We start from the raw sequence: 13,408 nt of genomic DNA on the forward strand, positions 1-13,408 counted from the left end.
GGGGTCCCAAACGAGCTAGTGTGACTGTCAGGCGCTCCTCGTACTACCTCGTTTCCCGGTCCTCGCCCAGCCTTTCGGCTTGGCGTCTCGGCTCCGGGTCGGTGTCCGTGTCGCTCTGACGTTGAATAAGTTACGTAGCCGTGAGCACGATGTCAAATCCGCTGGTAGAAGCGGTAAATCATCGCTTAACGATCAGTGGTGCGCAGACCAACCCGGAATGAACCAGCCCGGCGCCGCCGCGACGAACCGTTCCTGCTCCCAAGAACCCGCGCCGGCGGGCACCACGCCGACCACGTCGACACCCGTCACCCGCGGGAGATCGGTCCGGTTGCATTCGGTCGCGAGATCCGGCTCGCCGGGCCACGAGCCGATCACCAAGCCCGCGCAGCGGACTCCCGCCGACTCGAGCGCACGGACGGTCAGCTCGCTGTGATTCAGCGTGCCGAGACCCGCGGCGGCAACGACCACGACGGGCGCGTCGAGTTCGCGCGCGAAATCCACGAGGGTGAATTCACCGAGCCGCACCAGCACTCCGCCCGCACCTTCCACCAGCGTCAGGTCGGCGGCGTCCAGCGCGCGAACGGCCTCGGCCGTCTCGCCCAGCGTCAGCAGTGGCTGACCGCAGCGGCGGGCCGCGGTATCCGGCGCGAGCGGCTCCGGGTAGCGAGCGAGCTCCACCGTCTTCACCGGGCCTGCGAGCCGCTCGACCTCGGCGAGATCGCCGGGTTCGCCGGGCGCGATGCCGGTCTGCGCGGGTTTGCACACCGCGACGGAGCGCCCGGCGGCACGCGCGGTCGCGGCCAGCGCGGCGGTGACGACAGTTTTGCCCACCTCGGTCGAGGTTCCGGTGACCAACAGGAGACTCATGCGTGCACCACCTCCACTCCGCGCGCCTCGGCGAGCACCGTGCCGAGCACCTCGGCGATCGTGTCGAGTTCCGCACCGGTCAGGTTGGCGCGGGCGGTGAGCCGCAGGCGGGAGGTGCCTTCCGGCACCGACGGCGGACGGAAGCACCCGACATCCAGTCCGCGCGCCCGGCATTCCTGGGCCGCGTCGTAGGCGACCTGCGCCTCGCCGAGCACCACCGAGACGACCGCCGAGTCCGGCGCGGGCACGCCCGCGATCCGTGCGATGTCGGCGGCGCGGTCCAGCACGCGCGCCGCCATCTCGGGCTCGCGGCGCAGCAATCCCAGTGCGGCGCGGGCTGCGCCGACCGCCGCGGGCGCGAGCCCGGTGTCGAAGATGAAGGTCCGCGCCGCGTCGACGAGATGCGCGCGGACCCGTTCGGCGGCGAGCACCGCACCGCCCTGGGCGGCGAACGCCTTGGACAGGGTCGCGGTGACGACGACATCCGGCTCACCAGCCAAGCCGAGTTCGTGCACGAGGCCGCGCCCGCCCCGGCCGCGCACCCCGAGCCCGTGCGCCTCGTCCACGAGCAGGACCGCGCCGTTCGCCCGGGTCACCCGGTGCAGCTCGGCCAGCGGGGCCAGATCGCCGTCGGCACTGAAGACGGAGTCGGTGAGTACGAGCGCGCGCTGCTCGGTGCGCGCGGCGAGCAGCCGGTTCACGGCGTCGACATCGCAGTGCGGTGCGATCTCCACACGGGACCGGGAGAGGCGGCAGGCGTCGACCAGGGACGCGTGACTGCCCGCGTCGGAAACGATCAGCGCGCCGCGCCCCGCGAGAGCGGTGACCGCACCCAGGTTCGCGGCGTAACCCGAGGCGAACACGAGACCCGCTTCCGCGCCGGCGAATTCGGCGAGTTCGGCTTCGAGGCGCTCGTGATCGGCGGTGGTTCCGGTGACCAGTCGCGATCCGGTGGATCCCGCGCCCCAGCGCCGCACGGCCTCGATCGCGCCCTCGATCACCTCGGGATGCTTGGTGAGACCCAGATAGTCATTGGAGGCGAGGTCGATCGACGGCGAGTGCGGATTCCTCGGGCGCAGTTCCCTGCGCAATCCGGCGGTCACCCGCTCTGCGGCCCGTGCGTCCAGCCAGCTCAACGGATCGGTAGTCACAGCTCCGCAGCGTACTTGAACACCGTTCAGGACGGTAGCCCGACCGGGCTGTGCACCGCGGCCGCCGCGCACATTCCGGCGGCGATGGTCGCGACTTCCTCGGTGCTGCTGATGAACGGCGGCATGGTGTAGATCAAGTTCCGGAACGGCCGCAGCCACACGCCCGCGTCGACCGCGGCCCGGGTGGCGGCGCGCATATCGACCTGCTGTTCGAGCTCGACGACGCCGATCGCGCCCAGCACGCGCACATCGGCGACGCCCGGCAGCTCTCGCACGGGCGCCAAGCCTGCGGTGAGCTCGGATTCGATCCGGCCGACCTCGCCGCGCCAGTCACGCGAGAGCAGCAGCTCGATCGACGCGACAGCCACCGCGCAGGCCAGCGGGTTGCCCATGAAAGTGGGCCCGTGCATCAGCCCGCCGTGCGCCGCGCTGAGGGTCTCGGCGATCCGCGCGGTGCACAGCGTGGCGGCCAGGGTCAGGTAACCGCCGGTCAGCGCCTTGCCGACGCACATGACGTCCGGGGCGACGCCCGCGTGGTCGGCCGCGAACAGGGCGCCGGTGCGGCCGAATCCGGTGGCGATCTCGTCGAAGACCAGCAGCACGTCGTTGGCGTCGCACAGGCGGCGCAAGTCGGCGAGGTACCGCGGATCGTGCCAGCGCATACCGCCCGCGCCCTGCACGACCGGCTCCACGATGACGGCCGCGAGTTCGTCGGCGTGCGCGGTGATGGCACGTTCCAGTTCGGCCACGTACTCGGCGCGATGCTCGCGCGGCGGGGCCGGGACGAAGACCTGTTCGACGAGGACGTCGGTCCACAGCGAGTGCATGCCGCCTTCGGGGTCGCACACGCTCATGGGGGTGAAGGTGTCGCCGTGGTAGCCGCCGCGCCAGGTGAGCAGCCTGCGCTTTTCGGGTTTGCCGACGCCGCGCCAGTACTGCAGGCACATCTTCGTGGCGACCTCGACCGAGACCGAGCCGGAGTCGCACAGGAAGACCTTCTCCAGGCCCGCCGGGGTGTGCTCGACGAGCAGCTGGGACAGGCGCGCAGCCGGTGCGTGCGTGAGCCCGCCGAACATGACGTGGCTCATCCGCTGCGACTGCGCGAGCAGGGCCGCGTCCAGCACCGGGTGCCGATACCCGTGCACGGCGGCCCACCACGAGCTCATGCCGTCGACCAGTTCGCGGCCGTCGGCGAGCGTGAGGCGCGCGCCGGAAGCCTCCGCCACCACCAGCGGCGCGGTCGAGGCCGGGAATCCGCCATAGGGGTGCCAGACGTGTTCGGCGTCGATGGCGGTGATCTCGTCGGGGGTCATCAGTGCCACAGGAATCCCTCGCGGTCGACGGGCTTGAACGGTGTTCAAGTTACCAGCCGAGCTCTGCGGCTGGACGAAGAACGTCGACCGACGAGGCTCTACTTCTCCTCCGAATCGCCGCCGATCACCTCATCGATCACCACCGGTACCCGGGCCAACGACGCCCGAAGCCTGCGCACTGTGTCTTCTCCGAGCTCGGCCACGAGGATCCGCTCGATATCGGCGATCCGGTCGGCGGCGAGGGCGAGCGCGCGCTGCCCGGCCGCGGTCGTGACGACCACGCGGGCTCGACGGTCGGACGGATCGATCTTGCGCTCGACATAGCCGCGACGCTCCATGTGCGTCACCAGCTCCCCCATCGACTGCTGCGTCATGCCCGCGACTTCGGCCAACGCCGTGATCCGCGAGCCTTCCGGATCCAGATGACGAAAGACCGCGTAGTGAGCGGGCCGCAGCTCCGGGTCGAGTTCGGCGCGCAGTTCGCGATTCAGCGCCGTTTCGTAGGCGTCGGCGGCTTGGACGAGCAGCTTCAGCAAGGTATCGGTCGTTGACACATTACGAAGGTTACCTTTATATCTGGAGTATGCGCGACACCATCCTCACCTTCGCCAACGGCCATCGAGTGACCTTCGTAGATCGCGGAATCGACGACGGCGGACCCTACTTACGACTGGAACACCTGGTGCGCAAGGTCGAGCGGCAAGCGGGGCCGCACTGGCATCCCGAGCTCGCCGAGAGCTGGACCGTGCGGGAGGGCCGCCTGCGCTTCCGTGTCGACGGCGTCGAGATCGTCGCGAACCCCGGCGACACGGTGACCGCCCCGCCGCGCGCCGTGCACGAATTCTGGAGTGAGGCGCCCGACACCAGGTTCGACCACGAGATCCGCCCGCCGCTGCGGCACTGGGACATGTTCCGGCTCTGGTGCGCGCTCGACGCGGCGGGCAAGACCACCGCGGGACGGGTGCCGCGCAACCCGCTGGCACTGGCGTTGCTCTGGGACTATCAGGACGGTTACCTCGCGGGCATTCCGGCGTGGGTGCAGCGCGCGCTGCTCGGCGGAGCGGCACGGATCACGCGGCGCGCCGGATACGAGCGCCGCTGGCTGCCCGCCGAATGAGACAGCGCGGCCGTGCGCCGCTCGTGTGTATGCCTCACGCTACTGTCGTTGCCATGGCTCAGCCCGACGCAGCGCCCGGCGAGGTGACACCACTAGGTGTCTGGCCGGGCACCGCCTATCCCCTCGGGGCGACCTACGACGGCGCAGGCACCAACTTCTCGGTCTTCTCCGAGGTCGCTGAGTCGGTCGAGCTGTGCCTGATCGCCAAGGACGGCACCGAGACCCGGATCGCGCTCGACGAGGTCGACGGCTACGTCTGGCACGCCTACCTGCCGACCATCGGTCCTGGCCAGCGCTACGGCTTTCGGGTGCACGGCCCGTACGACCCGGACCGCGGCCTGCGCTGCGATCCCAGCAAACTTCTGCTCGACCCGTACGGCAAGGCCTTCGACGGCGGCTTCGACAACGACCCGTCCCTCTATACGCACGGCCTGGATTCGCTGGGCCACACCATGACCGGCGTGGTGATCAACCCCTTCTTCGACTGGGGCTCCGACCGCGCGCCGAACCGCCCCTATCACGAAACGGTCATCTACGAGGCCCACGTCAAGGGCATGACGATGACCCACCCCGAGGTGCCCGAGGACCTGCGCGGCACCTACGCGGGCATCGCGCACCCGGCCGTAGTCGAGCACCTGAAGAGCCTCGGCATCACCGCGATCGAACTGATGCCGGTGCACCAGTTCCTGCACGATCGGATGCTGCTCGATCAGGGCCTGCGAAACTACTGGGGCTACAACAGCTTCGGCTATCTCGCGCCGCACAACGAGTACGCGGCCAGTCCGCGCGGCGGCGCCGCGGTGACCGAGTTCAAGGCGATGGTGCGCGCGCTGCATGCCGAGGGCATCGAGGTGATCCTCGACGTGGTCTACAACCACACCGCCGAAGGCAATCACCTCGGGCCGACGCTCGGTTTCCGCGGCATCGACAACGCCGCGTATTACCGTCTGCTGGACGGTGATCCGGGCCGCTACATGGACTACACCGGCACCGGCAACAGCCTCAACGTGCGGCATCCGCACACCTTGCAGCTGATCATGGACTCGCTGCGGTACTGGATTCTGGACATGCACGTCGACGGTTTCCGCTTCGATCTGGCCGCCACCCTGGCCCGCGAACTGCACGACGTGGACCGGCTGTCCACGTTCTTCGATCTGGTGCAACAGGATCCGGTGGTCAGCCAGGTCAAGCTGATCGCCGAGCCGTGGGACGTCGGCGAGGGCGGCTATCAGGTGGGCAATTTCCCCGGGCTGTGGACGGAGTGGAACGGCAAGTACCGCGACACCGTCCGCGACTACTGGCGCGGCGAGCCTGCCACCTTGGGCGAGTTCGCCTCCCGGCTCACGGGCTCCTCGGATCTGTACGAGGCCACCGGCCGCAGGCCGAGCGCGAGCATCAATTTCGTCACCGCGCACGACGGGTTCACGCTGCGGGACCTGGTGTCCTACAACGAGAAACACAACGAGGCCAACGGCGAGGGCAATCGCGACGGGGAGAGCTACAACCGATCCTGGAACTGCGGTGCCGAGGGCCCCACCGACGATCCCGAGATCAACGCCTTGCGCGCCAAGCAGACTCGTAATCTGCTGGCCACGCTGGTGCTGAGCCAGGGCACCCCGATGCTGCTGCACGGCGACGAGATGGGCCGCGGTCAGCAGGGCAACAACAATGCGTACTGCCAGGATTCGCCGCTGTCCTGGATGGACTGGTCGCTGGCCGAGACCAATGCCGATCTGCTGGAGTTCACGCGCTCGGTGATCGCGTTGCGCACGGCGCACCCGGTCTTCCGGCGCCGTCGGTTCCTCGCGGGAAAGCCGATCCGCGCCAAGGAGCACGCACGCGACATCGCCTGGCTCACCCCCTCGGGCAAGGAGATGACCGCCGCGGACTGGGACAGCGGCTTCGGCAAGGCGCTCACGGTGTACCTGAACGGGCAGGGCATTCCCGAGCCCGGCCCACGCGGTGAGCACATCATCGACGATTCGTTCCTGCTGTGCTTCAATGCCCACGATTCGGCGCTCGAATTCGCCGTTCCCGGTACGGATTACGGCGGACCGTGGACGGTGGCGCTGGACTGCTCGTCACCCGACGGCCGCGCCGAGGCCACCTATCCGGCCGCCACCACGATCACCGTCCCTGCCCGTTGCCTGCTCGTCCTCCGCTGCCCCGCATGACCGACACGCACATGACCCCATCCCACACACCGACCGAGACGCACCACACCGACCCCATCGCCCGTGGGCGCGCCCTCGCGCGGCAGACCACCGTGCGCAGCACCTACCGGCTGCAACTGCGACCCGACGCGCTCACCTTCGCGGACGCCAGGGCCATCGCGGAATACCTTCAGCAGCTCGGCATTTCGCACCTGTACCTGTCGCCGATCCTGACCGCGGCGCACGGCTCGACGCACGGCTACGACGTCACCGACCCCGGTTCCGTCTCGGCGGCGCTCGGCGGTCCGCTCGGGCTCAAGGCGCTCTCCGACGAGGTGCGCACCAGGGGCATGGGCCTCATCGTCGATCTGGTGCCCAACCACGTCGGCGTCGCCGATCCGCGGCAGAACCCGTGGTGGTGGGATGTGCTGCGCAACGGCAAGGACTCGCCGTTCGCGCGGTTCTTCGACATCGACTGGAGCCCGGGCAACGGCACGGGCGGCAGGCTCGCGCTGCCGGTGCTGCACAGCGAGAACGATCCCGCGGCGCTGTCCGTCGACCGCTCCGGCCCGGAACCGATGCTGGCGCTGCACGATCTGCGTTTCCCGATCGCACCGGGCACCGACGGTGACAACGCGCTGCGCATCCACGACAAACAGCACTACCGCTTGGTGAGCTGGAAGGCCGGGGTCTGTTCCTACCGGCGGTTCTTCGCGGTGAGCAGCCTGGCCGCGGTGCGGCAGGAGGACCAGGAGGTCTTCGATCTCACCCATCGCGAGCTGGCGGCCTGGTGCGAGCACGACCTGATCGACGGCGTGCGGGTCGACCATCCGGACGGATTGTCCTATCCCGCAGCCTATCTGGCCCGGCTGCGCCAGCTCATCGGCCCGCAGCGACTGCTGCTGGTGGAGAAGATCCTCGCCAACCGGGAGCCGCTGGACTCGACGCTGCCGATCGACGGCACCACCGGCTACGACGCGCTGGCCGGGCTCGGTGGCGTGCTCATCGATCCCGACGGCGAGCAGACGCTGACCGAGCTCTCGCGCCGTTTCGCCGGACACGGCAGCGACCGCGCCTGGATCGGCGAGACCGAGCACCGGATCAAACGCGCCGTCGCCGAAAGCATTCTGGCGCCGGAGATCCGGCGGTTGGTGGCCGCGATCAAGCGCGACGCGCGCGCGGACAGCTTCGACACCATGGCACTGACCAACGCCACCATCGAAGTGCTCGCCTTCATGCCGGTCTACCGCGCCGACTATGCGCCGCTGGCCGGGATGACCGGTGCCGTGATCGCCGAGGTGGAGAAGCGCAACAGCGAACTCACCGCGCCGCTGAACGTGCTGGTGGCCGCGCTGGCCGCCGGTGCGGAGGCGGCCGTCCGGTTCAACCAGGTGTGCGGCGCGATCACCGCGAAGGCTGTCGAGGACACCATGTTCTACCAGGCCGTGCGGCTGGTCTCGTTGCAAGAGGTGGGCGGCAACCCGGCCCGGTTCGGCCACTCGCTCAACGAATTCCATCTCGCCAACATCGAGCGCGCCCAGCGCTGGCCCGCCACCATGACCACGCTGTCCACCCACGACACCAAGCGCGGCGAGGACGTGCGCGCCAGGATCGGGGTGCTCTCCCAAGTGGCGCGGACCTGGGCGCGGTCGGTCGAGACCTGGCTGGACAAGACGCCCCCGCCGGACGGCGCGACGGCACTGTTCGTGTTGCAGAACATGTTCGGCGTCTGGCCCGCCGACGGTCGTCCGGCGTCCTCGGTGCCCGGTTTGCGCGAGCGTCTGCATCTGTTCGCGGAGAAGTCGATGCGCGAGGCGGGCACCCGCACCTCGTGGGAGGAGCCGGACGCCGAGTTCGAGGCGGCCGTGCACGGCTGGATGGACGCGGTGATCGACGGGCAGATCGGCGCGGAGTTGAGCGACCTGGTGCACGACCTGGCGCCGCATGCCTGGTCGGATGCGTTGTCGCAGAAGCTGCTTCAGCTGTGCGGACCGGGCATCCCCGACGTGTACCAGGGCTGCGAGCTGTGGGAGGACTCGCTGGTCGACCCGGACAACCGCCGCCCGGTCGACTTCCCCGCGCGCACCGGCATGCTGCAATCGCTCACCGGCACACCGGCTCTGGACACCTCGGGCGCGGCGAAGATGTGGATCATCGCCTACGCGCTGTGGCTGCGCAGGGAGCGCCCCGACTGTTTCGTCGGCGGCGCCTATCTCCCGCTGTTCGCCACCGGCGAGCAGGCCGCCCGGCTGGTGTCGTACGCGCGCGGCCGGGTCGGCGAGCCGCCCGAGGTGATCGTCGCGGCCACCCGGCACAGCGTCGGCCTGACCGACTCCGGCTGGGGCGATACCGCGCTCGACCTGCCGCAGGGCAACTGGACCGACCGGCTCACCGGCCACACCTTCCAGGGCCGGGCGCGCCTAGAGAAGCTGTTCGCTCGGCTCCCCGTCGCCCTGCTGGTGCGTTGAGGCGTCGGGCGGGCTGACCTTCTCGATCAGCTCGGCCGGGAACTTGCCGCCCAGGTCCTGCTGCCAGCCCCGCAGGTTGTAGGGCCGGTAGCCGGCCTTGTCGTGCACCGTCGAGGCGAGCAGCACGCCGTTGTCCGTCGGCACCCGCAGCCGCCGCTGGAAGTTCCAGTAGAACCTCGCCCGCATCGGACTGCGAAGGGTGCGTACCACGTTCAGCAGGGCGAAACCGGGCCCGAGTGAGTTGTGCCGCTCCATATGGTCTTCGGTGCCCGCGCACTTGGCGGACAGCTCCTCGAGCAGCTCCCTGTTGAAGGCGAGTCCCTCGGCCTCGGCCTCGGCGACCATCCAGCGCAGGGTGATGTCGGACAGCCCGCACTGGTCGTAACCGCCGCCGATATCGCTGTGCACGCCCTCGAACCAGACCTGCTTGACGCGGTCGGCCTTGCGGTCCTTGATCCGGCGGTACTTGATGCCGAGTTCGACCGGCACCTGCCAGAGGCAGGGCTCGAAGTTGCGCCGCCGCTCGTCGATCGCCAAGGCCTGGCGCGCGCACAGCACCCGCTGCGAGAGATTGACGTTGTGGAAGCGGTGCCGCCAGGAGGTCAGGCCGGGGACACCCAGCGCCCCGACGGTGTCGAACACGCCGATGAAGTCGATTATCCGCCTGCGGTGGCTGTGCTCCCTGCGGAAGTTGCGCCACTGCTGTTCGGTGGGTGGTGTACGCCACCACAGCAGCTTGCTGCGTTCGCGGCGCCGGTACATTTTGAACGCCGCCGGATAGTGCCCGGCGATCATCGACTCGGGCTTCATGATGCCGATGCGGTCGATGAGGCCGACCAGGCTGCGCGCGGTGTAGGCGCCGCGGCTGAAGCCGAAGATGTACAGCTCGTCGCCGGGCTCCCAGTTGACGGCCACCTGCCAGTAGGCGGCGGACAGATTCGCCTCCAGGCCGAGGCCGAAGGCGCCGCCGATGAGCCGGTCGGCGGTGAAACCTCGTGCGCCGGGACCGGATACGTAGATCACGTGCTGGCGGACCGGCTGCCCGTCGGCCCCGGGGGCCTCCATGCGGACGGTCTGCGCGATTTTGACGATGTTGGATACCGTGCTGCTGTTCTCGGCTTTCCAGGTGCCGTCACAACACACCACCAGGCGTTTCATGAGCGAAATTCTCCCCTCGAATTCGCGTGGGAAACCCGCGTACTTGACTACTCGAATCATCGCCCCCACACGGGACCCCGTTGATGAAAATACTGTCTTTCAACGCGTTTCGACGACGAATCCCCGGTCGAGCCGGGACTTTTCGGGTGCGAACTACTCAGGGCCGAGGCTCCGGAGCTTGTGCGCGAGGATCGCGAACATCGTCACCGACAGGTGGAAGTCGCCGCGCTCGATGCCGGCGTCCAGGTCGGCGAGGAACCGGTCGTACTCCTCGCGGGTGACCGTGCCGCGCTGCCCGGCCAGCTCGTTCATCTGCTGATAGAGCGGCCGCGCCGTCACCGGATCCCAGATCACCGCCTCGGACCCCTGATCGTCGACGGCGAAACCGGCGGCCACGAGCAGGCCGCGCAGCCTGCGGCCCGACGCGGGGTTGGGCATGTCCGCCAGCATCGCGGCACCCAGAGCGGCCACCACGTCCGGATCGCCGGGGTGGGTGATGGCGGTGTACCAGTCGCTGTCGATCAGCAGGACCCGGCCGCCCGGCCGCAGCACCCTGGCGATCTCGGCGGTGGCCGCGGCGGGATCGTCGAGATGCTGGTAGACGCGCTCGCAGCGGACCACGTCGAAGGCCGCGTCGGAGAACGGCAGGTGATAGACGGAGCCGTGCACGAATCGCGCGGCCGACCCGGCGGCCTCGGCCCGCTGCCGCGCGATGGCCAGCATCGACGGGTTCGGATCCACCCCGACCGCGGCGCCGTCATCGCCGACCCGCTCGGCGAAGACCAGCACCTCCGATCCCGTGCCCGCTCCGATATCGAGGGCCCGCTCCCCTGTGCTCACCGCAAGAGCCTCGTGCGCCCAGCGCCGCATCCGCCGGATGCCCGGCAACTCGGCCTGCAGATCGAGAATCCCGACCAGCTCGTCGATCCGATCCGCGTCGATCCGATCCACGTGAAAGGACAGAGCGTCCGCCTCGACACGTCCCTGTGCCATGCGTCCGACGTTACCCCCCTTTACGCAGCTCCCACCCGCATCCGAAGCCCTCGCAACGCGTCGATGTACTTCGCAGTCGTGGCAGCTGTGCGAGGCGTGTGAAGCCGGTGCGAGGAGGCCGGTGCGGGAATGGCGACGGCCCCGGCGGGGAGCCGGGGCCGTGCGGTGGGCGATGTTGTTGCCGGAGAAGGGGTTCGGTGTCACCGGGTCTTACGCAGGCCCAGGTACTGCAGGGCGGCGAAGCCGCCGACCGTGGCGGCCTGCATGACCGTCCACACCGAGCCGACCGCGTTCAGGTCGAGCGCGCCCTCGATCAGGGCGGCCAGGCTGACCACGACCCAGGCGGCGTTCAGGCCGATCACGGTGCGGGCGGCGGTGTGGTTGATCGACGCGGTCGCCCCGGCCACGGCGACGCCGATGCCGTAGAGGGTCAGGAAGACGCCGATCGGGATACCGAGGCGGCTGTCCAGGCCGAGCAGCGACTCCAGCGGGCCGGACAGGGCCAGGTAGGCCAGACCGTTCGCGCCGGTGATCACCGCGTCCAGGCGCAGCGAGGTCCGCAACAGCTTGTCGCCGGGGGCGAGCAGCGTGGACAGGTAACCGGGGGCGGTGGTGGTGGTCATGGCGAATCTCTTTTCTGCATAAAGGTTGTGCGAGTCGGCGCAGGGATCAGGCGGCGGCCGGGACCTTGTCGAGGAAGCCGTACACCTGCGCGATACGACCCTCGGCGAGCACCGCGACGTCGAAGCCGACCACCAGCGCCTGGCCGTCGGCCGGGCCCAGCTCCCAGGTGAAACGCACCTGGTCGTGGTGTCCGTCGACCGGTCCTGCCAGCCGGAACACCATGCCGGGGAACTGCGCCTGCACCGCGGCAATGCCCGCGTCCAGCGCCTCGCGACCGGTGACGGCCATGAGCGGATCGACGTAGCGAGGCTCGTCGGTGAAGACTCGGGCAATCGCGGCCGAGCGAGCGGCGGCGTCGGTGGTGTTCCAGATCTCCAAGTACTGTGCGACCAGGTCGTTCATCGTTGTCTCCCTTGTGTTTCCTGCGCTGTCTTGCGCTGTGAGAACAAGGTATGGCGAGGCGAGGGGGCCCCGAATCAGTCACGCATAAGTACTTTCGGCGACCGATGACGTAAGTACCGTCCGTCGGTGACCGTTACCGTGAACGGATGCTGCACGGACGCGAGGCCGAACAGGCCCGCATCGATCGACTACTCGCCGACGCACGGGCGGGCCGCAGCGGTGTCCTCGTGCTGCGCGGCGAGGCCGGCATCGGCAAGACATCGCTGTTGGATTACGCCGCTGCGCAAGGCATTCCGTCGGTGCGCAGTGCGGGCATCGAGTCGGAGGCCGAGCTGCCCTTCGCCGGACTGCACCTGCTGGTGCGCCCCGGTATGGCGCTGGTGGACACGCTGCCCGAGCGGCAGCGCGCCGCACTGCGCGGTGCGTTCGGGCTCGGCGCGCAGGAGCCGGGCGACCGGCTGCTCATCGGTCTCGCGGTGCTCTCGCTGCTGGCCGAGGAGGCCGCCGAGGGGCCACTGTTGTGCCTGATCGACGACGCGCACTGGCTGGACCGCGCGACCGCGGAAACCTTGCTCTTCGCCGCCCGTCGCCTGGACGCCGAAGGCGTGGCGATGGTCTTCGCGACCCGGACCGGCACGCACGATTTCCCGGCGCCCGGCTTGCCGGAGCTGGAGGTCACCGCGCTGCGCCAGGACGCGGCCGCCGCGCTGGTGGACGCGGGCACGCCGGATCTCGCCCCCGCGCTGCGCTACCGGCTGCTCACCGAGGCGGGCGGCAATCCGCTGGCGTTGCGGGAACTGCCCGCGGTGCTGGCTGCCGAGTCCGCCGACTCCGGGCCGAATCCGCTGCCGCTCACCCAGCGCCTCCAGGTCGCCTTCTACGGCCGGGTGAGCAGGCTGCCCGCGAGCACGCGGACCCTGCTGCTGGTCGCTGCCGCGGCGGGTGTGGCCGAGGTGGATCCGGTGCTGCGCGCGGCGGCGACGCTCGGGGCGGGTCTCGCCGATCTGCAACCGGCCGAGGACGGCGGGCTCGTGCACACCGACGGCCGGACGTTTTCCTTCCGTCATCCGCTGCTGCGTTCGGCGGTCTACCAGGGCGCACCGCTCGCCCAGCGGCTCGCCGCGCACGCCGCGCTGGCCGCCACGCTCACCGCGCCCGAGGA

At 69.6% G+C, this 13,408-nt stretch carries 12 protein-coding genes; 4 read left to right on the forward strand and 8 right to left on the reverse strand.

Annotated elements, in window-relative coordinates; genetic code table 11:
- Nucleotides 1-192: 192 nt before the first annotated feature.
- From bioD to NL1_RS33920, 4 genes are all read right to left on the reverse strand, one after another.
- Entirely contained in the window at nt 193-867 is a 675-nt protein-coding gene (gene bioD / locus NL1_RS33905; RefSeq protein ID WP_067848504.1) for a dethiobiotin synthase, read from the reverse strand.
- Entirely contained in the window at nt 864-2,018 is a 1,155-nt protein-coding gene (locus NL1_RS33910) for an 8-amino-7-oxononanoate synthase (protein ID WP_067848507.1), read from the reverse strand. Before NL1_RS33910 ends, bioD begins: the two co-directional genes overlap by 4 nt.
- Nucleotides 2,019-2,044: 26 nt before the next feature.
- Entirely contained in the window at nt 2,045-3,331 is a 1,287-nt protein-coding gene (locus tag NL1_RS33915) for an adenosylmethionine--8-amino-7-oxononanoate transaminase (RefSeq protein WP_067848528.1), read from the reverse strand.
- 98 nt (nt 3,332-3,429) lie between these two features.
- Entirely contained in the window at nt 3,430-3,885 is a 456-nt protein-coding gene (locus tag NL1_RS33920) for a MarR family winged helix-turn-helix transcriptional regulator (protein WP_067848509.1), read from the reverse strand.
- Here NL1_RS33920 and NL1_RS33925 point away from each other — a divergent pair.
- The 3 genes from NL1_RS33925 to treY are packed head-to-tail and all read left to right on the forward strand — an operon-like array spanning nt 3,879 to nt 9,069.
- Nucleotides 3,879-4,448, forward strand: coding sequence for a cupin domain-containing protein (locus NL1_RS33925; protein ID WP_245673715.1), 570 nt, complete (start codon nt 3,879-3,881; stop codon nt 4,446-4,448). The genes NL1_RS33920 and NL1_RS33925 overlap by 7 nt on opposite strands.
- 53 nt (nt 4,449-4,501) lie before the next feature.
- Nucleotides 4,502-6,622, forward strand: a complete 2,121-nt coding sequence (gene glgX, locus NL1_RS33930; RefSeq protein WP_067848515.1) for a glycogen debranching protein GlgX — start codon at nt 4,502-4,504, stop codon at nt 6,620-6,622.
- On the forward strand, nt 6,619-9,069 hold the full coding sequence (gene treY / locus NL1_RS33935) for a malto-oligosyltrehalose synthase (RefSeq protein WP_174553513.1): 2,451 nt from the start codon (nt 6,619-6,621) through the stop codon (nt 9,067-9,069). Before glgX ends, treY begins: the two co-directional genes overlap by 4 nt.
- Here the strand turns inward: treY and NL1_RS33940 are convergent.
- The 4 genes from NL1_RS33940 to NL1_RS33955 form a co-directional block, all read right to left on the reverse strand.
- Nucleotides 9,022-10,227 carry a T6SS phospholipase effector Tle1-like catalytic domain-containing protein gene (locus tag NL1_RS33940; protein WP_067848518.1) on the reverse strand — a complete coding sequence of 402 codons (1,206 nt, stop codon included), beginning with the start codon at nt 10,225-10,227 and terminating at the stop codon, nt 9,022-9,024. The two genes, treY and NL1_RS33940, sit on opposite strands and share 48 nt — an antisense overlap.
- 153 nt (nt 10,228-10,380) lie before the next feature.
- Complete coding sequence (locus NL1_RS33945; protein ID WP_067848520.1) at nt 10,381-11,220, reverse strand: methyltransferase domain-containing protein; 840 nt, start codon at nt 11,218-11,220, stop codon at nt 10,381-10,383.
- 200 nt (nt 11,221-11,420) lie between these two features.
- On the reverse strand, nt 11,421-11,843 hold the full coding sequence (locus NL1_RS33950; RefSeq protein ID WP_067848522.1) for a hypothetical protein: 423 nt from the start codon (nt 11,841-11,843) through the stop codon (nt 11,421-11,423).
- 46 nt (nt 11,844-11,889) lie between these two features.
- Nucleotides 11,890-12,246 (reverse strand): nuclear transport factor 2 family protein, encoded by a 357-nt coding sequence (locus NL1_RS33955; protein ID WP_067848525.1) that lies wholly within the window; start codon nt 12,244-12,246, stop codon nt 11,890-11,892.
- Nucleotides 12,247-12,392: 146 nt separating this feature from the next.
- Here NL1_RS33955 and NL1_RS33960 point away from each other — a divergent pair.
- Nucleotides 12,393-13,408, forward strand: a 1,016-nt coding sequence (locus NL1_RS33960; protein ID WP_156095173.1) for an AAA family ATPase, incomplete at its 3' end; no start/stop codon positions are given.

Origin of the sequence: Nocardia lijiangensis NBRC 108240, from assembly GCF_001613045.1 — a bacterium.
In the GTDB taxonomy this organism is placed as follows: Bacteria; Actinomycetota; Actinomycetes; order Mycobacteriales; family Mycobacteriaceae; genus Nocardia; species Nocardia lijiangensis.